Origin of the sequence: Flammeovirga yaeyamensis, from assembly GCF_018736045.1 — a bacterium.
Lineage (GTDB): Bacteria > Bacteroidota > Bacteroidia > Cytophagales > Flammeovirgaceae > Flammeovirga > Flammeovirga yaeyamensis.
Genome location: NZ_CP076132.1, coordinates 3,539,792 through 3,565,477 on the forward strand (window position 1 = coordinate 3,539,792; position 25,686 = coordinate 3,565,477).

Consider the following 25,686-nt stretch of genomic DNA (forward strand, 5'->3'; position numbering starts at 1 on the left):
AGGTTGCCTTTTCTATTTATGAGAAATATAGAGTTGGTTATATTCTTTATTATTACAACGCCTGCTTATTCAAAGACATCATTGTATAGTGATCTAATGAATAAGACGCTACATGATAGTAAGGCCCTTTTCTAGCAGCTTGTAGCGACTGTTTACACTTTAGTGGATCTTGCATACCATAGATATGTCCCATTAAAAGTGAGGCTTTTACAAACTCTTGTGGAGTGATATTGGTATCGCTCAACAATTCTAGGCCAGTATTGATTGCTTCTTCTCTTTTATTTAGTTTAAAAAGAGCTACAGTTTTGAAAAATAAAAGGCTACGTGTTCTTTTGAAGTTGACTAGTGCCTTGTTAGAATATTCTAAAGCTTCTTCGTATTTCTTTGAGCAAAGTAGAATGTCGATGAATTCGTTATAGGCGTGAAGGTAGATTTTATCGTTTCCTTGATAATCTTTAAGGCCTAATTCGAAATAATGAATTCCTTTGTGGTGGTTCTCTTGTTTGACGATGATATCTGCCAAAAGGATGTTGGCTTTGATATAGGTTTTGTCCACCTTCATCGCTATATGCAATAGATCTTTTGATCTTTCAAACTCGTAGATGTCTTCATAAGCTTTAGCTACAGAGAAATAGTAATCTGGCTTTAACTTGGCCACCAATGATTGATAGGGTCCCATGTTCGCCTCCTCTAAGATAGGCATTGCTCTATCGTAATCTTCCAATAAGTAGAACGCCAATCCTTTTTCGTATTTGTACTTTGCCAACTGTTGAGGTTTCGCATAGCTTGGATACATTCCAAGGATCTTATCGATCGTTAAGATGGCTTCCTGATTTTTACCGATTTTATTGGCAATTTTTGCATCAAGGAATAAGATATCTATGTCGTTTGGTGATAATTCTATACCTGCTTTAGTGTAGATACGGGCATCATCAAACATTTCTTTATCAAAGAAGAATTTAGTGGTTTCTAGACATAATTTGATCTTTTTGATAGGATCTTTCTCATGTTCTAACCACATGGATTTCACTTTCTTGTAATTATCGAAATCCTTTTGGTTTTCGTAGATACTCGAAAGACCAAGGTAAGCTGGGATATAGTTGTTATCCAACTCCAAAGCTCTATTCCAATCCTTTATTGCATTGGCACTATCCTTTGTTAAAAGGTAACACACTCCTTTCCAATAACGCACTTTCGCAGTGGAATCGGCAATAGAAATGGCCTGGGAATATTCTAAAATAGCGCGGTCATAATCCTTTGCTGCTCTAAATTTTTCAGCATTCTTAAAAAATAAGTCGACCGCATTCCTTTCTTGTGCAACAGCAAGTGAACACAAAAATGTGAAGAGTAATAGAAGAAGTTTACGCATAGGTAAGTAGATCTTAGAGTTTGTCATGTTTGCTAAAGGAATCTTACACGATTCCGCACCCAAGACAAATTTAGTAGTTATTATCGTTTATTTAAACTTGTTGATGTTCATTTACGTCTAATCGTTCCATTTAGTGACATAAATCTTCTTAAAATACAATTTATTCTTCTTATCTAACTCGTTTTTGTGCAATTTATGCTCTCTTTCGAAGGAAATCTGTATTTTATCTAGTCCTTTAGTAAGTGCAATGAGTTGTTTACTATCTCCCTGAATATCATTAATAGCAATAATTTTATCTCCTTCTGTAATTCCCGATTTTATATTTTCAACATCGGTAACTTTCCCATTTTGATCTATTTTAATTCCAAATTTAGTTTGAAGATCATTCTGCTCATTGTAATGAATATCTGATTTAAATCCTAAAACAGACAAAGCCTTTTTCACTTGATTTTCTAATGATTTCGTTCCATATATCACCTCCTCGAAATATTGGGTCAAATCCTCTCCAAATACTTCTTCTGCTACTTTTTGATAATCATTTGAGGTATATCCTTTTCCCTTCTTCCCAAAACGCGTCCACATCAAACGCATCACATCATCTAAAGATTTCTCTCCAGCAAATTTCTTTTTGATTTTTGCATCTAAGATTAAGGCCGCAATTGCCCCTTTAACATAAATTGATGTTTTACGTTGAGGAATACCCTTTTCATATCCATCTAACCATAACTCCAAAGAAGAGTCCGCCACTGACAAATGATGTCGACCTAAATTCTCAAAGTGACGGGTTAATAGTGTGTTTAACTCTTTGATGTATTGTTGGGTATCAAAAGCTTTTGAGCGGAATAAGATCTCATCCCCGAAGTAAGTCGTCACCCCTTCTGCTACATAACCAGTATCAAAATAAGCCTCTTGGAATAAATCATAGGGCATTAATTCTTTTGGACGAATCTGTTTGATATTCCATACATGAAACAGTTCATGACAGCTTACACCAAGTAGGTTATTGTAAAATACCTCAGAATGAAAATCTGAAGCAGGTCCTAAAGTAATTACAGTATTCTTATGGTGTTCTACCCCATGATAATGTTTAAAATCGGGTACCAAAATCAGATAATGAAACTCATCGTGAGGGAACTCTCCAAAGATATCTAATTGCACACGGGTAAATTTCTTAAAGTCATCCACCAATTTAGTCCAATCGGGCTGTACTTTACCGTGAATCCAAATATGGAAATTCACTTTATCCATCTCAAACTTTTTATGATGCATATGTCGCCCTAACATTAAAGGCGATTCTGTCCAATCTTCAAAGTTTTCAAAATGATACTTCCCTCCTTTTTTCTTCGCATTGGTCGCCACCTCAAAATCATTAGTATACTTGATCTTCAACTGAATTTCTTCCTCCTCTAATCCTTCAGGCAATAAACCACACCCAATACCATTGATCAACCAAAAATCATCGCTCACCCAAGTTCCTCCAGCATCTTTGTGTTGGGCATAATACTCAAAAGTCACGGTCAGATTATCCTCCTTCTCGGCACCAACCACCTTCCAAAGATTTCTACCCACAGTCATTACCTTCAATTCCTCTTTCCCTCTATACGCTTTCATCCCACGAATATTTTTCGCAAAATTCTGCACCTGATACCGGCCTGGACGCCATAGAGGTAACTTTAATAAGTTCGAGTCTTTTACGGTGTAAGAAACTTTTATTTTTAAGAAATGGAGGTTTTGGGAGATGGTGTAGTTCATGGTGGTGGAGAATTTTTTGGAATTAAAAATGAAAAGTTAAAAATGAAAAACGTGAAATGTTAGGTAGTTTTTGTAAAGGTATGTGTATGAATTATATATCGTGGGGACGTTGCAGTGCAACATCCATACAAAAAATGTACACGTACCATTCAACTAACTACGTTTTTCATTCTTAACTTTTAATTTATTTCAAGCTTTTAATTATTTTGTAAAAGCGATCTATTTGAAATATAAACTAGAGGACGTTGCAGTGCAACGTCCGTACGAAAAATGAACACGTACTATTTAACTAACTACGTTTTTCATTTTTAACTTTTAACTTTTCATTTTTTTTACTTTAGCAAAATCGCGGCTTCTTTCGCAAAATACGTAAGAATCGCCGACGCTCCTGCACGCTTAAACGAAAGCAACATTTCCATCATGGCTTTATCGTTTTCTAGCCAACCGTTTTGTGCAGCTGCCTTAAGCATAGCATATTCACCAGATACGTTGTAGGCTGTGATCGGGATATCGAAGTTTTCTGATAATGTTTTGATGACGTCTAAGTATGGCATTCCTGGCTTTACCATCAAGAAGTCAGCTCCTTCTACAAAATCTAATTCGGCTTCGATAAGGGCTTCTTTGACGTTGGCAGGATCCATTTGGTAAGTCTTTTTATCACCAAATTTTGGTGCTGAATCTAGGGCATCTCTAAATGGACCGTAGAATGCTGAGGCATATTTAGCAGAGTAAGACATGATAGATACATTAGTGTAACCGGCATCATCTAGTACTTCTCTGATGTAGCCAATACGTCCGTCCATCATATCGGATGGTCCGATGATGTCTGCTCCTGCTTCTGCTTGTGCTAAAGCCATTTTACCTAGCACTTCTAATGTTTCGTCGTTAAGGATTTCACCATCCCGTACGATACCATCGTGACCATCTGAACTGTATGGGTCCATGGCAACATCGGTCATTAGTATAGCTTCAGGGTATTTTGCTTTGATAGTACGTAGTGCTACTTGATATAATCCCTCAGGATTATGGCCTTCTGTGGCTGTGCTGTCTTTTTTGTCCTCGCTTACACTTGGGAATAGGCAGAATGTTTTGATACCAAGATCAAGACACTCTCCAATTTCTTCTACCAACAAGTCTACAGTGTATCTATAGATGCCTGGCATAGATGCAATTTCTTCTTTTTTATTTTCGCCTTCAATCATGAAAAGAGGGAAGATAAAATCATTTACGGTCACTTGGTTTTCCTGTACCATGGCACGGATAACCGCCGATTTTCTATTTCTACGTGGTCTTCTAGTCAGCATAAAATATATTTATTGTTTCGGTCGAAGTTATTGTTTCAATATCTAAAATTCAAGAGTAATAAATCCTCTTTACACGTTAATATCCTTATCATTTGTTAATATCTTCGCTCAACTCCTATTAATATACGTTTATAAATATATAACTTTCAATAAGTTAACAAACACATGAATTAAGGACGAACGATTCTATAAATAAATTATAATAATTACAAACTTCAAATATCATTATCATGAAAAAATTCTTATTAATAGCCATCCCAGCTGCTTTATTGGTTTTGGATTACATGATTATCCAATCTGTAGTACATGCAGACAACACATCTAGTCAGATTTTAGCAGCAGCTGCTTTAATTATTATGGTAACAGCTACAATTAGCTCATACCCTTTGATTAAGCATGCGGAGTAAGGGTTGTACCTTACATTATTGTATATCCCTATGGACTTAGTAATTCATAGGGATTTTTTTGTGACTTTTTACTTATGAGAGTGTATACCAGACATACCATATCTAGGAGGGCATATACTAATAGTACCATAATTCTTGAGGCATCCATATCCGGAGGGGTTACACGAGCTATTAGATTGATATCAACTTAGCTTTCTCTTTTGGATATTTCTTGATCAACCTCTTTTATAAGATTTGGTAAATGGTTTATTATAATATTCCAAATGATAAAATCATCAACAAAATCACAACCATGTATTACCCAGTTTCTTGTATCTACAATTTTCCAAGCATTACTTATTGGGAAATTAGGGTCTATTTTTAATATTCTGTATGTAGCTTCTCCTATAATTTCAATTTCTCTCTCGATAGCACGTCTTAAAAGGCGATTCTTTTGATATTCATTAAAATCTCTTTTACCATCCAAATAATCAAATATTGCCTCAATAGAATCTTTAATATCAAAAAGTGATTTTAGAAGATTATTTTTCATAAACGAGTTGTTTTGTTTCTTCTAATTCCTTTTTTAGATATGGGTTTTTAATACTCTGTTCAGTAATCAAATCAATTTCTCTTTTAAAGATGTTTTTTAGTTGTTCTTTTAAAGTGTAATAGCTATCAGCATATTTTTCAAAGCCAACTTTTGAGTCAATCTTTACAAGAAAATCAATATCACTATTATGGCTGAAATTTTTAGTCAATACGGATCCAAACACATGTAGCTTGAGTATTGCAGACTCCTACATATATTAATTATTTGACTTTCATAGGGTTTTAAATGATCCATAAGCAACTTTTTTTACAAAATATATAAATTAATTCGGTAAAATCAACTAAATAACTTATTCACAAAGCTCTAAATCTACTTACCTTTTACAATGATTGAAGAATCCCATCCCCCACACAATACCTCACCGATCTCCAAAAGTTACCCCACTTTTCCATATCACAAATCAATTCCTTTCTGGAGTAGTCATTTAGTTTAAACTCCCCTTCTGTTTTGGCCTCTAGCTTTTGATACTGATCCAAACACACTAAACATCTAGAAAATACACCTAAGGAATACATCAAGAAGAACTTATGTTTTGAAGATGTACTATAAGGTAAATCAAATAATAAGGTTTGGAAGCTGGAGATGAATTGAAGATAGATTTCTCTTACTTTTTTGATTGAATTTGTGGAGGTCAATAAAGTTTGTACTTGATTTTCTCTGTCTTTGTAGACATCAAAAATATCATTACTAAATTGGGTTATTCCTCCTAATAAATACAAGGCTTTTTCTTCCTCTTTGGTCATTTGATGTTGAAACGCAGCTCTGAAATATAAGAACGAACTCCCTCCTTTATATATAGTTAGCTCTATCAATTGATCCCATGAGAGTGTTCCTTTTTCCTGCTGAAGACTATCTGTTTGTGCCTGATTTACGTCGTCCATTAATGTTAATAAGGTATCGAAATCTTTGTTGTATTTGACGCTTTCTTTATATAACTCTATCCCTAGTTTTTCAGCATCATTTTGTGTTTTGAATTCGTTTGTTTGAACATAAAATGACTTCATTCTTTCTTGAGTCATTCCATATTCATCAAAATAATCATCGATTAAACCTGTGATAGCTGCTTGAAAAGTACTCGTATACCTTTCTTGGTAAGTAATTTTTTGATTACGTAATAGTGCTATTGATTCACCAAAGATACCTGTGACTGCCAAACCATAATAATGGGTAATTTTCTTAAAGTCTTTAGAGGTTAACGTTCCATCATTCTTATCATATTTCTGGAGGAAAGGACGGATATACCTTTTTATGAATTGTTTCTGTTTGATTAAACCAACAATCAATAGATAAATAATATACGGTAAAGCAATCACATTTTGTAAAATGCTCCATCTACTTTTCTGGCTCTGGAGGTTGTTCTGAGGCTGCATCGTTGATGCCTGGCTCGTCGTCTTCTTTATCGTCTTTCTGAGGTTGCTGAACACTTTTCGGTTTTTCTTCGTCTTTCATCAATTCGAATGGCGGAGTGGTAATTTCGTTATCTTCCCGATTGGCTCTATAATGAGGCGACATAATTTCCACTCCCTCTCGACTAAATACATCTTGAATATTCTGATGCAATCGAGAGTAAATTCTACCCAATTTCTCGGGCTGCTTAGTATACGCATTTAATTGATAAGATACGTAGTAATCGTCTAAAGATGTTTGCAAAACGAAAGGAATTTCTCCTGCAATCAATCCATCGGTCATCTCCGCGGATTCTTTCAGCATTTCGTGAACTTTACGCCAAGGCACATCGTAACCAATCGTTACCGTGGTATGGATAATTAATTTGTACCTATTAATCGGTTGAGAATAATTGATGGTTTGAGAATCAGATATTTTACTATTGGGCAAGGTGATGATTTCATTTTTTGGTGATCTCAAACGCGTTACAAACATGGAGCGTTCCACCACCTCTCCCATTACATCACCTACCTTGATCCAATCGCCAATTTTAAATCGCCTCATGTAAGTGATGACAATCCCTGAGATGGCGTTGGTAATGACTGAAGTGGAACCAATAGACAGCAGCACACCTACAAATACCGATATCCCTTTAAATTCGTTAGACTCTGCTCCTGGTAAAAGAGGAAAAATCATGATGACCATAAACGTGTACAATACAAAACGAATAATTTTCATGGTCGGCTGTACCCAATCGGGATAAAAACCGGGCACCTTTAAACGTTCTGTTCGTATCGCTTCTGCAAAGATTTTTATCAGTTCGATTAAATAATGGAAGAAGCCAATGATGATAAAGATCTTCAGTAAGTTGGGTAAGAAGGCGAAAGCTGATCTAAAAATATCTTTAATAGGGTCGATTACATACCCTAATAATTTATCTGATATATCTTGAAGAGGTGGAGAAAACTGACCAACAATCGGAAGGTATAAATAGATTAATGATAGAATAATGGAAAATCGGATAAAAAGCATGATATAACGGAGAAACCTCAATTGATTTTCTTCCGTTAGTATCCTCACATTTTTCACCCATATATTCTTGAACCAGTTTTTCTGAACGACTTTAGTTAAAGAGAATCGGTATATTCTATTGATCAATTTGATGAGAAATACCAAGACGATCAACCCTACAAGAGCATATATCCCTGCCTTTTTCCCCTGTCCATAAATTTTATCATGAACCGTTTTATTAATTTTTTGCTGACGTGTTTTGGCCAACTTCTCTCTAGACGTCCCCATTTTTAAGGCATCCAAAGAATCTATAGAGTGGATTACCCTACCATCAAAGACTAACTGATAATGATCTTCGAATTCGCTTAACTCTACTGTATCTAATGCAAAAAGGGAATGTTCTGTAATATTTCTGATAGTGTCGGCAATAGCATGTGCCCTTTTAAAGGCCGACATATGTCCTTTACTATGCACATAAAAGATGGTATCATTAAAAGGGATAACTGGCACTCCTTTATCAAAATTCTTCGGCAATGCTTTTTGATCCCCTTTCACAAGGGAATCTAAACGGTCAATTTGTGTTCTTAAGTAGTTTCTATATACAGAATCGGCAACAATTAAACTCTGGATTTCCTTATACACTTGTGTCTCCGTTTTTGAATTTTGGGCAAGTAAAGGAATGGTAGAAAGCAGAAATAGTATTGTGATGTAAGTTCTCATTATGGGTTTCAAAGGGTCTGTATCACAACAATTTAAAAAAAATTAGACACAAAAAAAACGTGATACTTTACGTACCACGTTCTTGTCACGAATAATTTATATAGATCAACTATACTAGATAGTGATTAATAATCGTTTCCGTATCCGCCGCCACGGTTGTAACCGCCGCCTTGGTTGTATCCACCGCCACGGTTGTATCCACCACCGCCACGGTTGAAGCCACCACCTCTTGAGTTTTGCTCTCTTGGTCTAGCCTCTTTTACTACGATTGTACGTTCGTCTAGTTCAGACTCGTTCAATTGGTTAATAGCGTTCATGCCTTCCTCTTGGTTTGGCATTTCTACGAAACCAAATCCTTTAGATCTGTTAGTTTCACGATCAATAATGATTTTAGCGGAAGCAACTTCACCAAAACCTTCGAACAAGTTTCTCAAAGTTTCTTCTTGAGTCTCGTAATTTAATTTTGCTACAAAGATATTCATCTTACAAATAATAAAAATAATAAAAACATGAGATGAAATATCAAAAGTGAGAACAATTAAAAAACCAGTCGGACTAACTTTTAAACTAAAAATCAAGTTTGTTATCAAATCTCTTCCGAAAGGTAAGCATAATAATTGGTAGAATAAACATTTTATTATAAAAGATCTTGTTTTAATGATTTTTTAATAATCGATTCATTTTCAAATGAGTATATTCTTATCAAAATGATGGTTTTAGCCTAAAACTGTTGGCTTCAAATAATTAGCATATCTGTATCTTGGTTCATGCTTATTATATTGAATCACACTTCATCTACTTACCTTGCTGTATTATACACCGATAGCCCTCGAGGGGCCAAAGCCGCCTCGTTGAAGACGGGGGTGTTGATGGTTTTATTTAGACGATATATTCGTATTGTAGATTAGTTATTACGACTCTCATCTTATTGATACATTTACGTCACCTATCGACCATGCTGTATTATACATCGATAGCCCTCGAGGGGCCAAGGCCGCCTCGTTGAAGACGGGGGTGTTGATGGTTTTATTTAGACGATATATTCGTATTGTAGATTAGTTATTATGACTCTCATCTTATTGATACATTTACGTCACCTATCGACCATGCTGTATTATACATCGATAGCTCTCGAGGGGCCAAGGCCACATCGTTGAAGACGGGGATGTGGATGGTTTTATTTAGACAATATATTCGTATTGTAGATTAGTTATTACGACTCTCATCTTATTGATACATTTACGTCACCTATCGACCATGCTGTATTATACATCGATAGTCCTCGAGGGGCCAAGGCCACATCGTTGAAGACGGTAGTGTTGATATTTTCATTTAGATTGAGAAGTTTCCATTTCCCTCTTACCTTTTACCTCTTACTTCAAAACCCTCCCCTGGAATAAATTCCCGGGCTTTCGATACACATATTCTATGTCATTTACCTATAAGCTAATTTAAATAAACCTTCAAATCATTCACCGCGTTCTCCAAGTCATTTTCAAGTTGGGGTATATTACAATGTTGATTTAGGATAGATTTTTCTTTAAGCATTATCAAAAGCAGTCGAAGATATTGTTTTTCGCCTCCATGATAGCCATCTAGCATTTCAAGATCGTTAGATTGATGTTTCGCCATGCTGGTAAAGTCATAACTTTCGAACCCCAATTGATCAAACATAGGTTGTATCCGAGGGAATATCTTTGAAATGTATGCATAGTTATAATCACACATTTCTTTATTTACCTTTTCGGCAAAAGGAGGAAGAATACCGATTACATGAATCTTATTTTCTTTACAAAACGTCAGAAAAGTATAAAGCTGGTTGTAGGCATCAAAATCAAGCTCAGTAGAATATTCAAAATTTTGATCACCTGCTTTGATCTTCTTGATGGTTTCTTCAAACTGAAAGTCATAGACTTCATAATCTTCATTTAGTAAATGATAAATTTGATAGCCGTAATATTTACTTCCATCATTTCTAAAGCCAGTATTATAAACGCTTGCGTTAATTCCTACTCTTTTTAATGGACCTTTATGTCTTAAGAACAACATATTTCTTTCCTCTGTAATATATCGCCATGCCTTAGATATATTATTCATTGTTGGAAAATAGATGAATTTACTTTCCCAATGAGGTTTTGATATATAATGGCTTGGAACTTTATTGGTATTGGGATTGAACATCCATTGATCTAAACCGATTATAAGTATTTTAGGTCTTTTCTCTTTTGGAATCTCTTTGATGAAAGGTAAAAAGTCCTTCATCTTTTGGATAGTGAAGCCCGCATTGTAAAAGGGAGAAGTAAACATTTCTTTTCTAAATTGAAGGACCCTTGAAGAACCCAATGCCATCACTTCATTTTTCGGCCTTTTGATAATCGATTGCCATTTCAGGTATTTATAATTCTCTTCATTCATTCCATAACCTATTAGATAAGGTTCATCGCTTTTAATGTACTTATCTACATTCACAAAAGCTTCTTTTGTGACGATTAAAAGAACGAATGCAGGCAGAAAAAATAATAGAGATAGGCCTACAAAAATGCTACTACGTATTAAGTATTTTTTCATAGGTTAGAACTGAAAATAAATAAATGGCTGTTCCTCTCCGCTAAATAAGAAGATGAAAACGAGTAGACCGTAATAAAAACCAAACCGAATAATTCTCGGCCATTTCACTCCAAATTTTTCTAGAGTGTGACGTTTTTCTCTATTTACCCATTCCATTATCAAAAAGAACATAAGAATGGTTAGTAACCTTTTATAAGGTATGGATGCAACATCAAATTGATCTAAAGACAAGAAAAATGACCAATCTATGGAGAACATCCCTATTAAATAGTCAATGGCTTGAGGTAGTGTTTCTGCTCTAAAAAAGACCCATGCTATCAATGTTAAAAGAAACGTAGAAGCAATTTGATAGACTTCTTTTACAGAAGGAATGACTTTCCCTTGAGCTACAATATCCAAATGATTTCTATTCTTATTCGTGATGAGTAGCGGTAAGAAAAACAATGCATTTAAGGCTCCCCAAACGATAAAGTTCCAAGAAGCTCCATGCCAAAAACCACTTACAATAAATATGATAAAGATATTTCTAATTTTCTGACTCGTCCCCCCTCTACTACCTCCTAAAGGGATATATAAATAGTCTCGAAACCAACTTGACAGACTGATGTGCCACCTCCTCCAAAATTCTGCTATATCTCTGGAGAAGTAGGGAGTCGCAAAGTTTTGCATCAACTCAAAACCAAATAATCTTGATAACCCAATGGCAATATCAGAATATCCCGAAAAGTCACCGTATATCTGAAAAGCGAAGAATATCACTCCCAACCAAAGGGCAGATGCACTAAAATCTTGATAATTACTAAACATCAAATTGGCATATTCCGCACAATTATCAGCTATCACCACCTTTTTGAATAGGCCCCATAAAACCTGTCGCATTCCATCGGTCGATTTATCATAGGAAAAAGATCTGCGTTTCTGAAACTGGGGTAGTAAGTGATTGGCTCTTTCAATAGGCCCTGCCACCAATTGTGGGAAAAAGCTGACATATGCCATGAAAGACACAAAATCTCGGGTAGGCTTAATCTTCTCTTTGTATACATCAAGGGAGTAACTTAATGTTTGGAAAGTATAAAAACTGATACCAACAGGTAAAATAATATCTAAAAAAAGGGGATCAGAAGGCGTTTGCCCAATAAATGTGATAGCCTCAGAAAATGATTTTGAAAAGAAATTAAAGTACTTGAAGAAACCTAAAACCCCTAGATTCACACCTAAACTAAGGTACAACCAATTTCGCTTCTCTTTCTTTGATGTTGCCTCCCCTATTTTTTTACCGATGATAAAATCTGATACGGTACTTAAAAAAATTAGACTTAAAAACCGCACATCCCACCAACCATAGAAGACATAACTACTCAACACCAAAAATATATTCTGATGTTTAATGTTCTTCTGAAAGACAAACCAATACAAGAAAAACACTATAGGAATGAATATGGCAAATTCCAGTGAGTTAAAAAGCATTTTTATGGAGACAGTTCTAGCCTAACTTTAACACAAAAAAAATACCCTATTGGTTCGAGGGTATTGAAAGTGTGATATTGTAACTGTAAAAAAGGATATAATTATTATGAAAATAGCGATGAATGAAAAACTACAACTGATTGAACAAAAATACCTACGACAGAATAAACTAAAAGCCCGCGACTGAAGATCGTGGGCTGGTGATAGGTTGTTTTTGACAAAACTAAAGTGTTATCAAAAATAGGTTATAGGATATAACAACCAATAATTAATTTCTTACCTCAATGGGTTTTGGTTTTTTATTATCGTCTATACTTACATAAACAAACATACCTTCTGTTACTACATAATTGGATAGATCATTATGTCCTTTCAACAAAGGTTTCGCCCATACTTCTAAGTGAATTTTCATCGAGGTTTTCCCCAATTTCACTACTTCTCCATAAATACAAACAGCATCGCCTACAGCCACAGGTTTATGGAAAGTCATACCATCCACAGCCACTGTTACAGTTCTACCCATAGCTGTTTCCTTCGCTAGAATTCCTCCAGCAATATCCATCTGAGACATGATCCAACCACCAAAAATATCTCCATTGGCATTGGTGTCTGCAGGCATAGCAAGTGTTCTTAGGAGCAAATCTCCTTTAGGTGTTTGTTGTTCCATAGTATTAAAGTGTGAGTTTTTATCGCACGTGTGTTTGACAAATATACGAATTTTTAATAAATGTTAATTGAAATGAAAAATTAAAAGTTAAAAATGAAAAACGTAGTTAGTGGGATATATCTCTTTTCTTATCTTATTCTTCGAGCACCCACTCAATATTAATAATTAAAGACAAATACGCAGTTCGTTGTGCTTATAGTAGTTGGGCACTCAATACGTTGTGCTCCCAGTACTTAAACGAGGGGCCAAGGCCACCTCATTGGAGACTGAGTTATTTATTACTTATATGTAAGATTATAGATTTTTGATATTTACCACTATTGCCTCAAAAGCCACAGACGGGCATACTCAAAACTATCGACCTACATCATAATATCTAATATGTATAAACCAATTAGCTACTCCGTCTTCAACGATGGTGGCCTTGGCCCCTCGTTACACGGACCGGATACACAGACTATTAGTGAGGAGATAGGAATTAGAAGTTAGGAGTTTGAGTATTGAAGACCCTACTACATCTCCGCTTTCAACAAATTGTGGCCTTAGCCCCTCGTTGCTACAGACCGGATACATAGACTACATACACAGACTATCGGTGAGGAGATAGGAATTAGGAACTAGGAATTAGGAGTTGAGGGGCAAAATAATACATTGGAATAGCCACAAAAAAATGGCAACATCATCGCTGACATTGCCATTATATATAGAACTAATTTAATAAAAGAATTAGCCCTTAGTTATTCCTTATAAGTTATTAGTTAAAAAACGAGCGTAAAATCAGAAAACTCCTAATTCCTAACTCCTCCCTCCTAACTTAAATTACATTCTTTCCGGTGACTGCACCCCAATCAACGCCAATGCATTGTTAATTGCTTTCGCCGATTGTGCAGATAATGCAATTCTAAAGGCTTTCTTTGCACTGTCTTCTTCGTTGAAGATTGGCGATTCTGAGTACACTTTAGAGTATTGTTTTGCTACATCAAATGCGTAGTTTGCAATAATTGATGGAGCGTAGGCATCAGCTGCTTCGGTGATCTTGTCGTTCATTTTACCAAGAAGAGCTACTAGATCTGATTCAGCGTTTGATAACTCAGAAAGACCATCAAAAGCTGATGTTGAGTAATCGATACCGTCTTTATCTGCTCTACGTAATAACGCTTGGATTTTCGCGTGGTTGTATTGGATATATACACCTGTGTCTCCTTGGAAATCAATTGATTCTTGAGGATTGAAAAGCATTGTTTTCTTAGGATCTACTTTCAATAAGTAGTATTTCAATGCACCTAAGGCCAATTGCTTGAACAATACTTTGGCTTCATCATCAGAGAATCCGTCGATTTTACCTGATTCTTTTGTACGTTCTTCGGCAGTATCAATCATTTCTTGGATCAAATCGTCTGCATCTACAACAGTACCTTCTCTTGATTTCATCTTACCTTCTGGCAATTCGACCATACCGTAAGACAAGTGATAGATACCATCAGCATACGATCTACCTAGATGCTTCATGATTGCTTTCAGTACTTTGAAGTGGTAATCTTGCTCGTTTCCTACTACATATACTGATTTATTCATTCCGAAATCTTTGTATTTTAGGTCGGCAGTACCCATATCTTGTGTCATATACACCGCAGTACCGTCACCTCTCAATACCAATTTTTCGTCTAATTTCTCTTTCTTCAAATCGATCCAAACAGAATCGTTTTCTTTCTTAAAGAATACGCCACTGTCCAAACCTTCTTGAACGATATCTTTACCTAAAAGGTAAGTTTGAGACTCGTAATATACATTATCGAACTCCACTCCCATCATTTTGTAAGACTGAGCGAATCCATCGTATACCCAACCGTTCATCTTCTCCCAAAGTGCAACAGTTTCTTCGTCACCTGCTTCCCACTTACGAAGCATTTCTTGTGCTTCTAATAGTAAAGGAGCATTTTTCTCAGCATACTCTAATAATGCTTTGATGTCTTTAATCTGAACTTTCTCCTCATCAGTTAAAGGAATTTTGTTCTTTTTAGAGGCACCCTTCGCTTCGATAGACTTTTTCAATGTTTTCACATCTTCTACACCTGCCAAAGAAGCATAATCAGCTTGTTTTTCTGAAATCAATTGAGCGATTTCTTGCTTGTAGGCTTTATCGAAAGCAACGTAGTAGTTACCTACCAATTTATCACCTTTCAAAGTCGCAGAAGGCTCCTCTCCGTTACCGAATTTCACATAAGCCAACATCGACTTACAAATGTGAATACCTCTATCGTTTACTAAGTTCACTTTCTGAACATCGTAACCGGCAGCATCTAAGATTAAAGATACCGAGTGACCCAAGAAGTTGTTTCTCAAGTGACCCAAGTGCAATGGTTTGTTGGTGTTTGGCGATGAATATTCCACCATCACTTTCTCACCATTACGAGCTACCCTACCATAATTTTCATCAGCTACTAATTGTGCCAAAGAAGACACCCAAACTGAGTCAGAAATAACTAAGTTCAAGAATCCTTTCACGATATTGAAATCAGCTACAGCATCTACATTTTCTTTCAAATAATTACCGATAGCCTCTCCAATTTCTACAGGATTTTTACCTAACTGCTTTGTCAAACCAAAAGTGACAAACGTAAGTGATCCTTCAAATTCTTTTTTTGTAGGTTGAAGTGCAATGCGTGAAGCTTCTAATTCTACTCCGTAAAGTGATTTTACCGCTTCTGCAATACCATTTATGATAAGTTGCTCCATTCTAAATTTTGATAAATATATTCTTGTCCAATCGACAACCTGCAAAAATAAAAATAATGAGGGAAGTTTTTAATTTCTGATGCCTATTTTCGACATTTCCCTATTTAATATATATCAATTTTACTTTCAACTTACATCTTTCTCCTATCTTTGCAGCATGACAAAAGTAAGTATCATCACCATTTCTTGGAATTGTGCCGACGAAATCGAAAAGACATTACAAAGCGTGGTAGCACAAGATTTTGAGGATAAAGAGTATGTTGTTGTCGATGGAAATTCGAAAGACAATACCCTCTCTATCATCAATAAGTATAAAAATGATATTGTAATTTTGGTATCAGAACCTGATAAAGGAATATACGACGCCATGAACAAGGGTACTCAATTGGCTTCGGGAGAGTATGTGATATTCATGAATGCAGGTGATCAGTTTTATGATCCTCAAACATTATCCCACTTCTTCGAAAAAGTAACCGATCAACCCGACTTAGTCTACGGTGATCATGAAGTGGTCTACGATCATTTTGTGAAAATCAAAAAAGGTGGAAAACCAGAAGACCTCTGGAAAGGCATGATTTGCAGTCACCAAGCAATATTCGTAAAAAGACAATTGCTACTCGACCATCCTTTCGATTGGAACAACTGGAAAATCTCTGCCGATTTCCATTTCATTTACAATCGATTTATCGATGGGTGTTCTTTCCAACATATCCCCATTAATGTGGCCAAATATGCTTCTGGTGGATTAAGTGAAACAAGTTCAGTCCCTAGTAAATTGGAAACTTGGGCCATCGTTAAAGAACATAATTCATCTCCGGAAGTTGATGCATTCTACTCCAAACTAATTCGCTATGAAAAACTAGTGAATATTCCGAGGAAGCTTTTGGGTCCGAAGGCGTTTGAGGTGATGATGAAGGTGAAGAATAAAGTGATGGGGAAGGAAGTTAGGTAGCAGGTAGCAAAGTTAACGCTCGTTTTTAAGTAAGAAGTAATAGGGAATAACTAAGGAAAGCTACTTCGTTTATAATGAATCCGTATCGAAAGCCCAGGAATTTATTCCTGTGGAGGCTTTGAAGGTAAGAAGTAAAAGGTAAGAGGGAAGGTGAAGTCTCTAAAGCTACCATAGATCTTTGGGACATCCTTGTCTTCTACGAGGTGGCCTTGGCCCCTCGGTACACGGACCGGATTCTCAGATTGGATACACAGACCTGTTCACGAACCATCAGAGTGATACACTTTCTAGAGTGTTGAGAAATGGTTCATAAATCAGTCAGCTACATCCCCGTCTCCAACGAGGTGGCCTTGGCCCCTCGAAGACTATCAGACTACAATATAGTACGGGACATATTAGTATTTACATAGTATAGAGATATGCAGAAGATATATATAAAGAAAAACAAACTAAAGGCGTTGGATAATCGTCACCCTTGGATTTATTCTGGGGCGGTGGCGAAGATGCCGGAGTCTTTGGAGGATGGCGAAATTGTTGAGATCGCTGTCGGAGAGAAATTATTAGGATATGGGTTTTATGCTCCCGGTAATCAGATTGTTTGTCGTGTATTTGAATATACTAGACGAACAATGGAGGTGTTGACTCAGGAATATTGGAACGAAAAAATTGCTTCGGCTTATGCTTTAAGAAAGTCGCATGTGATCACCGAGGAGACGAACTGTTTCCGATTGATTCATGGTGAGGGTGATTTCTTCCCAGGCTTAATTGCTGATGTTTATAACGATTTAGTCTCTATCCAGATTTTGATTAAAGGGGTTGATAAAATTGCTCCTATGATTGTGAAAGCAATTCAAAATTTAGGATTTGAACGTATCTACAATAAATCGAAAGAAATTTCTAAACGTTTAGAGAATGTTGAAACACCAAAAGGATGGCTAACAGAAAAGCAAGGTTCTCCTAAGGTGGAAGTTCTTGAAAATGGTGTGAAGTTCTGGGTGGATGTTGAAACTGGTCAGAAAACAGGATTCTTCTTGGATCAGCGTGATGCACGTTCATTGGTAGGTCAGTATTCTAAAGACAAAAAAGTATTGAATACTTTCTCTTATAGTGGTGGTTTTTCGATGTATGCCTTAAAAGCGGGGGCTACATTGGTTCACTCAGTGGATGCCTCTCAGTCGGCTATCGATTTATGTGATGAAAACGCAGAACTAAACGGTTTCAATAACGGTGAACATACCGGATATTGTGCCGATGTATTCGATCACCTGAATGCTATGGAAAGTAACGATTACGATGTAGTAATTCTAGACCCTCCAGCATTCGCCAAATCGTCTAAAGTATTAACTAAGGCAGCAAGAGGTTACAAACAACTGAACCTTAAAGCCTTCAGAAAAATCAAGAAAGGAGGAATTCTATTCACTTTCTCATGTTCACAAGTAGTCGATAAAGTACTGTTTAGAAAAATTGTATTCCAAGCAGCTGCAGAAGCACATAGAAATGTGAGAATCCTTCATCAAACATCACAGCCTAACTGTCACCCGATTAACATATTCTATCCTGAGAATGAATATCTTAAAGGATTGGTGCTTTATGTAGAATAGGATATAGCAGGTAGCAGGTGCAAAGTTAACGCTCGTTTTTAAGTAAGAGGTAAGAGGGAAGAAGTAAAACTGGCGCAGATGTTAAGCGATAGCGACATTTGTGCCCATAAACTTTAGAGGTCTCCCGACCTCGGTTTTTAACTAAGGAACTAAGGAACTAAGGAAAGTTACTTGATGGATGATGAAATCTATCAAAAGCCAAGGATTTCAAACCTGGGGATATTTATTATTGAAAAGCGGTTTTGCACATAGTCCTGTCCATAACCCATATTATATGATTTAAAATTATATAATATGGGTTATAAATAAATACCTCCACAATTCCCCTACCGCTCTTCACTCTTCCCTTTTCACTATTCACTTTAAAAATCTTCGATTTTTAACCATGCAAACTACATTTAATATCGACTTCCCCTTCGAATCTTGGAGGAACATTTATGAACAATATGCAGACGAAAGTTGTGATTACAACTTTAAAGAATATAGAGTTTCTCGCATAGATTGTGATTATTGGTTTTCCATCATTTTTGAGAAAATAAGATGCACTTTTGTGGCTAAAGATTTAGAGCATCACAGAAATTCCAATAAAGGAGCTATAAGTGAGAAGGTATTTGAAATCTGGATGGAAGCACCAGAACCCCTATTCACTTTTAACCTTAGACCCAAACTATCTTTTATCCAATTTATCAATAAACTGATTGGTAGAGATATTGATATTTCTAACCTCCAATTAGGAAGGAAGTATCAATTAAGTGGTAAAAAGAAGTATGTAAAACCATTAATTCCTTTCTTGGAATTTGTGGCAGATCATCCTGCTGAAATTAATATCACCAACGATTATATCGATCCTGATACCGTAAAACATTACTTGATTATTTCTTTTGATGAGTGGTTGACCGATGAGAAAGAAATAATAAAAATGACAAATCATATGAAGGACCTATTTATAGCATACGAAAAACTGCGTTTTTCTAGAGAATAGTGATGAGGGAAGAGTGAAGAGCGGTTTTGCACATAGTGTTTTTTATAACCCTTATTTTATTATTTAAATTGTAAAATATGGGTTATAAATAAATATCTCCACAATTCCCCCATCGCTCTTCACTCTTCCCTATTCACTCTTCACTTTAAAAAGCACCGCTTTTTAAATCTTTCTTAATTCTTTACAGTGAATTCTTATTCATACAAGATTAATGTTTAATTTTATCCACTTATTTTTTGATGGCAAATTATTGCTATCTTTATTACTATAATCAGCATTAGTATTGCGTGGCAACGCTAGATAATGATACTTTCAGACACACAAATATTAAAAGAAATTGAGGAGGGCAATATTCTTATTGAACCTTTTGATCCAGATGCCTTAGGAACTAATTCCTACGATGTACATTTAGGGCGTCACCTTGCTGTATATAAAGATGAGGTTTTGGATGCGAAAGCACATAATGATATTGAAACTTTTGAAATCCCAGATGAGGGATTTGTTTTATATCCTGGTAAAATATATTTGGGAGTCACCAAAGAATATACAGAAACTCTAGAGCATGTCGCTTTTCTAGAGGGATTGTCTAGTGTTGGACGTTTGGGCATTAGCATCAATGCGAACTCAAGAGCTGGAGATGTTGGTTTTTGCAATACTTGGACCTTAGAAATCAGTGTTGCTCAACCCGTCAAGATTTACAAAAATATGCCCATTGGTCAGCTATTCTATTTTAAGGTAGATGGCGACATCCGTAATTATTATCATATAAAGAAAGATGCAAAATACCTCAACAGAAGTATGAAACCTGTGGAGTCTATGATGCATAAAAATAAATTCTAAAAATGAAATACCTACCTTATTACCTACTCTTATTCTTATTACTTGGTTTTTCATCATGTGATAAACATAAAGAAAATTTTGATGTTCCTGGAACAGGTCAGATTACGCTTAAATTTAATCTTTTACACGACCTCTTAGGGAATCAAATTCCTTTAAATTACAATACACCTTATCAAAACGCCTTAAATCAAACCTATCTTTTCGATGATTTTAGAATGTATATATCTAATGTCACATTAAGAGATACAACAGGCACGCATTACTATAAAGTACCCAATAGCTATCATTTAATCGAAATGATTGATAATGCGGATACTTCTATAGTCATTAAGGATCTACCGAATAGCAATTTTACCGAAATCAATTTCTCTGTTGGTGTTGATAATGATGCCAATTATAGTACTGACCAAGTAGGCGATTTAGATCCTGCTAATGGAATGGCTTGGGATTGGAACACAGGATATAAGTTTGTTTATTTAAATGGATTGAGAATATTACCTGATTCCTCCACTCGTGGATTGGTATATCACATCGGTGGTGATGCCAATTACAGAACCGTTCGATTTACTCAAAAAGATATCAACTTAAATCAAAATAATAATTTAACCATAGAATTTGATGTTCATGTAGATTATGTCTTTGGCAATAAAAATCTAGCAGAACAACCTAATCCTGATGTGGGACCCGTTAATCATTATATCGATTTAAATGATGATTCGACAAACGATACCATGTTTGGTCCGAATACTCAAAAAATAGCTGATAACTATGAACAAATGTTCGAATGGAAAGAAATTACTGTAGATTAATCGCCTTAGGTTTTCTAGTTATTTTAGGAGCTTGTGGGTCCTCTCAAGAAGAGGATACACAAGCTTCTATCATTTCATACGAAAACATCCCTGCCCCGAAAAGAAACTTAATGACCGATGAGCGAGTAGCTTTAGGCAAAATGCTTTTTCACGATAAAAGCTTATCTGGAAATGGAAAAGTAGCTTGTGTAGATTGTCATGAACAACATTATGCCTTTGGAGAAAACATGGCTTTAAGTACCAACGGCATTACCCAAGAACCCCTCCATAGAAATACCCCTCCACTCATTAACATTGCATGGGCTGAGGGTTGGTTTTGGGAAGGAGGTGCAAAAAACATTGAGTCATTAATGTTTGGTCCACTCACTCACCCGAATGAGATGGGAGCCAACTTAAAAGAAGTGGTAAAAGATATAAATGATCATCCAGAGTATCCTGTTCTTTTTCAAAAAGCCTATCAAATTAAAACCATTAAGAGTGCTCATATTGCTAGAGCTCTAGCCGCTTATTGTCGCTCACTTATAAGTAATCAAAGTAAATACGATCAATATTTAAACGGAGAAATCGATTTTAGCTATGATGAATTGCAGGGGATGAAAATCGTAGAAACCAGATGTGGCAGTTGTCACCCTGCTCCATTTTTCACCGATTTCAACTATCATAATATTGGCTTAGATAGCGTATTCTCTGATACCTTAGAGAACCTTTTTCAAGGGAGAGCTAGAATCACCTTAAAAGAAGAAGATATGGGAAAATATAAAACCCCTACTCTCAGAAATATATTTGCTTCTGCTCCATATACTCACGATGGGAGATTCGAAACGATTGATGAGGTATTTGATCATTATGAATCAGGTATACTTCCTCATAAAAGTCTTGCCCCTCAAATGCGTAATGACATAGATCTAAATGAAGAGGAAAGAGAACAAGTAAAGATCTTTTTAACCACTTTAATGGATTCTACTTATTTAGGTCTGAAACAATAAAGTCTATTTGATAAAGTCTTAAACTACTGTTTTTAAAATAGTTTTCAGGTGTTATTAGAACGTTCTAGGAACAAGAAATGAAAAAAGGTTTATCCCAATTATATTGAGATAAACCTTTTATATTTTTTATTGAACTCTAAATTATAGAGATGCGTGTGGTTCGTGATCCTCAGCAGCAACCTCAACAGTTAAAGCTTTTTCAGTTCTTTGACCTTCTTGATCTACTAAGAATAGAACAAAGTGGTAATCACCTTCTTCAACTGGACCTGTAACACCATCTTTTGTCCATGTTGTAGGAACATCCATGTGTACGTGTAAATGATGCTCGTTAGGGAAATCACCTGCCGCTGTTAAAGCATAGTTATAAGCACCTTTTGCTTCCGCTTCTTCTTGGCTAATTCCGAACCAGTAAGTATATTTTTGTGTCCACTGAACATGATCATCTGTATTTGCTACTCTTGCAGAATGTTCGTGACCTGCACCCCAGTGTACGTCTACTTGAGCATAGCTTAATGAAGTTCCTTTCAAATCAGCTTCAACAACTGCTTCTTCACCAGGTACGATGTGAGCATGATCCTCTTCTGATAAACGTGCGTGATCTCCGTGATCATGACCGTTTTCAACTACATAGTTTTCAATTGTTGGAGCAGGGTTATTCGATGAGTCATCATTGTTACAAGCGACAAGACCTAAAAACGCTAACGCTAGGATAGTGTATTTGATTTTCATATATATAAATAAATTAAGATTTTGCAATACAGTCGCAAGTTGGCAAGGGTTGACTATTTTTGCAACTTATTCGCATTAATTTTTTGACATTTTTGAATTTTTAAGGGAAATAATTTTACTCTTTTGTGTGCTTACAAATTTAATAAATTAAAAAGTAAAACTAAATTATTGGGTTTGATCCTTCCTTCTATTAATTTTGATCACATCACCCTAATTGTATTATCAATCATCTCAGAAAATTAAATGGCTAAGTTCAGGCAATACATTTCGAGTATTTATTTTTCCAATGGTCTAAGAATGACCTGGTGTATTGTTTTTCCATTAATTATAGGTGTTTACACCGATCATATTGCTGAAGCTATTAATTTAGCCATAGGTGCATTATGTGTAGGCTTATCCGATTCACCGGGTACTTGGCAAGAAAAAGCCAAGGGTCTTTTAGGTGGTACATTCATCAATCCTATTGCCGCAGTCTGTATGGCGATCATCATGCCCTACACTGTTTTCGCTGAGATCTACCTATTCTTTGCTGTGTTTGCATCTGCCATTATGAGTATTTTTGGCAACCGTGCAACCATGATTGGGAATAGTATTCTTGTAGCCGTTAGTTTAGGTGTTGGTTTTGGTTTGCCTTTAAGTAATATAGGTGTGATGGGAGTTTTCCTTTTTATAGGGGGGCTATGGTACACATTAAACTCTCTTTTGTTATGGCAAATTCGACCTTATGCAAGCATAGAGAAAATATTGGGAGAATCGTACATATTAATGTCCCAATACTTCGAAACAAAAGCCCAATTGTTCACTCAACCCAACAACAATTCATTACAAAATAAACTATTCACAATTCAAACTAAGATCGATCATCAACAAGAAGAAGTACGTACTTTATTACTTGGCCAACGTTCGGCATTGCAGGGTGCGACTCCTTTGGGTAGATCACTTATTTTAATGTTGAGGGCGTCAATTGATATTTTCGAGAAAGCCTCTGCTACTCATATCTCCTACTCAGAATTACATCAACATTTACATCAAACTGATCTTTTGGAGGATCTTCAAAAGACATTTTCTAAAATGGGACTCCAACTAAATACCCTAGGTCGTGCCATTATGAGTAGAAAAAAAGTGGCAGAAATGAAACGTCATTTTGAAGAACTGGAGGCACTACAGAAGAAGTTTGAAACTATTCGTGATCATCAGGAAAGAAACATACCGATTGATATTTTAGCAGAAGTGAAGAATATCATGAGGAACTTTAATCGAATAGATCGTACAATTTCTGAAGCTTCTACTTATACCGATCCTAAAAACAGTCAAAATATAGGTTTTACAGACGGATTGAATCTTCCCCTATTTAAAACTACTTTAGAAAAGGGGACATTTTCCGATCACCTCACCATAAAATCCATACATTTTAGACACGCTATCCGTATCAGTATTGCTATGGTAGCAGGAATGATTGTCGCCAAGTTTTTTGATTTAGACCGAGGATATTGGGTTTGGCTTTGTATATCTGTCATTCTCAAACCGTCTTTTGCGATTACAAAACAACGAATGTTAGCTCGAATTATCGGAACTATCCTAGGCATCATCATCGCATTAGGTATATTAAATCTATTTAATTCTCAACTAGCCTTTATCCTATTCCTTATTCCTTTTGGGATCGGAACATTTGCTACCTTATTTAAAGATTATAGAACGGGTATCACCTTACTTACTCCTTTTATCCTTTTGATGATCTCCTTATCCATGCCGGTTACACATCAAATAGCTATTTCTAGAGTAGTAGATACTTGTATCGGAGGGTTAATAGCCTTTTTGGTGAGCAGTTTTGTTTTTCCTGAATTTGAAATCAGAAAAATCAAATCAAAACTATTAGAAGCGATTGAAGCAGATTGCGAATATTTCACAGAAGTATTACAGAGTTACACCAACCAAAGATCACTTGATAAAAACACCTACAGATTATCAAGAAAGAAAGCACAATTGGCCAATGCCAACCTAGCTGTCAGTTTCCAAAACATGTTAGGTGATCCGAAAAGTAATCAATTAGATGGTAGTAATTTGTATTCATTTATTGCTGCAAGTCGAATGTTGTTTGCACACATTGCCACCCTTTCTGCTAATGCAGAACGACTATCTCAGAAATATAATTTTACGGAGTTAAGAATATTCGAAGATAGCATCAAAAAGCAACTGAATAACATTGCAAAAGGAATTAAAGAAGAAGAGGCCATTATTGAAATTGATAATCTATCTGATCAACTTCAATTCTTCATTCATAAAACAGACGAATTGAGTTGCCTTAGAGAAAAAGAACTTAAAAAAGGCATCAAAGACTCTCCTCTTATCAAAGAATTATCTGATTATGTTTTAATTACGAATCAGTTATTGAGGGTTTCTAAGAATGTGAAATTTATGGGCAACTATGCGAATCAACTCATTTACATTAATAACACTAAACTATCATAAGTACAATTTCAAAAGGTCAAAACATAACTAATTCGTGATTTCGTTCAATTATTAGTGCAAAAAATTCAACATACAAAAATATTGTTGTAACTTGTATATCTAGTAAGAGGTCGTAAAATTATGCCAAACAGATTTCTGCCTAGACCTCTTCTTACCCGTACAACTACTAAAATTTATTATTATCGAATTTCTCATAAAAAATACTATTCTTAATCTCTTTGATCCATGCAATAAAATTCTATTTCATTCAAGTATCAATTGGCTTGATACGTCTTGGAATAACATAGTACCTTTTTCTTTACTTTGGTCACCTATCACCTCTACAGTTTTTTCTGTTAC

21 protein-coding genes are annotated in these 25,686 nt (G+C 35.7%); 8 read left to right on the top strand and 13 right to left on the bottom strand.

What is annotated here, in order from left to right:
- Positions 1-52 precede the first annotated feature (52 nt).
- From KMW28_RS13840 to hemB, 3 genes are all read right to left on the bottom strand, one after another.
- Positions 53-1,396: a tetratricopeptide repeat protein gene (locus KMW28_RS13840; protein WP_169665074.1), complete on the bottom strand. Its 1,344-nt coding sequence runs from the start codon at positions 1,394-1,396 to the stop codon at positions 53-55.
- A gap of 90 nt (positions 1,397-1,486) precedes the next feature.
- Positions 1,487-3,121, bottom strand: coding sequence for a M61 family metallopeptidase (locus KMW28_RS13845; RefSeq protein WP_169665075.1), 1,635 nt, complete (start codon positions 3,119-3,121; stop codon positions 1,487-1,489).
- A 332-nt stretch (positions 3,122-3,453) separates the two neighbouring features.
- A complete protein-coding gene (hemB, locus tag KMW28_RS13850) occupies positions 3,454-4,425 on the bottom strand; it encodes a porphobilinogen synthase (protein ID WP_169665076.1) in 972 nt (323 codons plus the stop codon).
- Positions 4,426-4,655: 230 nt separating this feature from the next.
- Here hemB and KMW28_RS13855 point away from each other — a divergent pair, with 230 nt between their 5' ends.
- Entirely contained in the window at positions 4,656-4,832 is a 177-nt protein-coding gene (locus KMW28_RS13855) for a hypothetical protein (protein WP_169665077.1), read from the top strand.
- A 187-nt stretch (positions 4,833-5,019) separates the two neighbouring features.
- On the opposite strand, the gene KMW28_RS13860 is transcribed toward KMW28_RS13855, so the two are convergent.
- The 9 genes from KMW28_RS13860 to KMW28_RS13900 form a co-directional block, all read right to left on the bottom strand.
- On the bottom strand, positions 5,020-5,364 hold the full coding sequence (locus tag KMW28_RS13860) for a HepT-like ribonuclease domain-containing protein (RefSeq protein WP_169665078.1): 345 nt from the start codon (positions 5,362-5,364) through the stop codon (positions 5,020-5,022).
- On the bottom strand, positions 5,354-5,602 hold the full coding sequence (locus tag KMW28_RS13865) for a nucleotidyltransferase family protein (RefSeq protein WP_317171277.1): 249 nt from the start codon (positions 5,600-5,602) through the stop codon (positions 5,354-5,356). Before KMW28_RS13865 ends, KMW28_RS13860 begins: the two co-directional genes overlap by 11 nt.
- Positions 5,603-5,744: 142 nt before the next feature.
- The gene (locus KMW28_RS13870; RefSeq protein WP_169665080.1) at positions 5,745-6,794 is read right to left on the bottom strand and encodes a class 1 isoprenoid biosynthesis enzyme; all 1,050 of its coding nucleotides are present in this window, start codon (positions 6,792-6,794) and stop codon (positions 5,745-5,747) included.
- The gene (locus tag KMW28_RS13875) at positions 6,757-8,541 is read right to left on the bottom strand and encodes a mechanosensitive ion channel family protein (protein ID WP_169665081.1); all 1,785 of its coding nucleotides are present in this window, start codon (positions 8,539-8,541) and stop codon (positions 6,757-6,759) included. The genes KMW28_RS13870 and KMW28_RS13875 overlap by 38 nt, the downstream gene beginning before the upstream one ends.
- A 125-nt stretch (positions 8,542-8,666) precedes the next feature.
- Complete coding sequence (locus KMW28_RS13880; protein ID WP_066212968.1) at positions 8,667-9,023, bottom strand: RNA recognition motif domain-containing protein; 357 nt, start codon at positions 9,021-9,023, stop codon at positions 8,667-8,669.
- Positions 9,024-9,987: 964 nt separating this feature from the next.
- A complete protein-coding gene (locus KMW28_RS13885) occupies positions 9,988-11,109 on the bottom strand; it encodes a D-alanyl-lipoteichoic acid biosynthesis protein DltD (protein WP_169665082.1) in 1,122 nt (373 codons plus the stop codon).
- 3 nt (positions 11,110-11,112) lie between these two features.
- Positions 11,113-12,576: an MBOAT family O-acyltransferase gene (locus KMW28_RS13890; RefSeq protein WP_169665083.1), complete on the bottom strand. Its 1,464-nt coding sequence runs from the start codon at positions 12,574-12,576 to the stop codon at positions 11,113-11,115.
- A gap of 268 nt (positions 12,577-12,844) precedes the next feature.
- Positions 12,845-13,243: an acyl-CoA thioester hydrolase YciA gene (gene yciA, locus KMW28_RS13895; RefSeq protein WP_169665084.1), complete on the bottom strand. Its 399-nt coding sequence runs from the start codon at positions 13,241-13,243 to the stop codon at positions 12,845-12,847.
- An 819-nt stretch (positions 13,244-14,062) separates the two neighbouring features.
- On the bottom strand, positions 14,063-15,979 hold the full coding sequence (locus KMW28_RS13900; protein WP_169665085.1) for an arginine--tRNA ligase: 1,917 nt from the start codon (positions 15,977-15,979) through the stop codon (positions 14,063-14,065).
- A gap of 157 nt (positions 15,980-16,136) precedes the next feature.
- On the opposite strand from KMW28_RS13900, the gene KMW28_RS13905 reads away from it, so the two are divergent.
- The 6 genes from KMW28_RS13905 (at position 16,137) to KMW28_RS13930 (ending at position 22,149) form a co-directional block, all read left to right on the top strand.
- A complete protein-coding gene (locus KMW28_RS13905; RefSeq protein WP_169665086.1) occupies positions 16,137-16,931 on the top strand; it encodes a glycosyltransferase family 2 protein in 795 nt (264 codons plus the stop codon).
- A 419-nt stretch (positions 16,932-17,350) separates the two neighbouring features.
- Positions 17,351-18,532: a class I SAM-dependent rRNA methyltransferase gene (locus KMW28_RS13910; RefSeq protein ID WP_169665087.1), complete on the top strand. Its 1,182-nt coding sequence runs from the start codon at positions 17,351-17,353 to the stop codon at positions 18,530-18,532.
- A gap of 385 nt (positions 18,533-18,917) precedes the next feature.
- Positions 18,918-19,514, top strand: coding sequence for a hypothetical protein (locus KMW28_RS13915; protein WP_169665088.1), 597 nt, complete (start codon positions 18,918-18,920; stop codon positions 19,512-19,514).
- Positions 19,515-19,817: 303 nt separating this feature from the next.
- On the top strand, positions 19,818-20,354 hold the full coding sequence (gene dcd, locus KMW28_RS13920; RefSeq protein WP_169665089.1) for a dCTP deaminase: 537 nt from the start codon (positions 19,818-19,820) through the stop codon (positions 20,352-20,354).
- 2 nt (positions 20,355-20,356) lie between these two features.
- The gene (locus tag KMW28_RS13925; RefSeq protein ID WP_169665090.1) at positions 20,357-21,163 is read left to right on the top strand and encodes an MbnP family protein; all 807 of its coding nucleotides are present in this window, start codon (positions 20,357-20,359) and stop codon (positions 21,161-21,163) included.
- Positions 21,139-22,149, top strand: a complete 1,011-nt coding sequence (locus tag KMW28_RS13930) for a cytochrome-c peroxidase (protein WP_169665091.1) — start codon at positions 21,139-21,141, stop codon at positions 22,147-22,149. The genes KMW28_RS13925 and KMW28_RS13930 overlap by 25 nt, the downstream gene beginning before the upstream one ends.
- A 141-nt stretch (positions 22,150-22,290) precedes the next feature.
- Here the strand turns inward: KMW28_RS13930 and KMW28_RS13935 are convergent, their stop codons facing one another.
- Complete coding sequence (locus KMW28_RS13935; protein WP_169665092.1) at positions 22,291-22,878, bottom strand: DUF4625 domain-containing protein; 588 nt, start codon at positions 22,876-22,878, stop codon at positions 22,291-22,293.
- Positions 22,879-23,121: 243 nt separating this feature from the next.
- Between KMW28_RS13935 and KMW28_RS13940 the strand changes: the two genes are divergently transcribed.
- Positions 23,122-25,347, top strand: coding sequence for an FUSC family membrane protein (locus KMW28_RS13940; protein WP_169665093.1), 2,226 nt, complete (start codon positions 23,122-23,124; stop codon positions 25,345-25,347).
- The last annotated feature ends 339 nt before the right edge of the window (positions 25,348-25,686 follow it).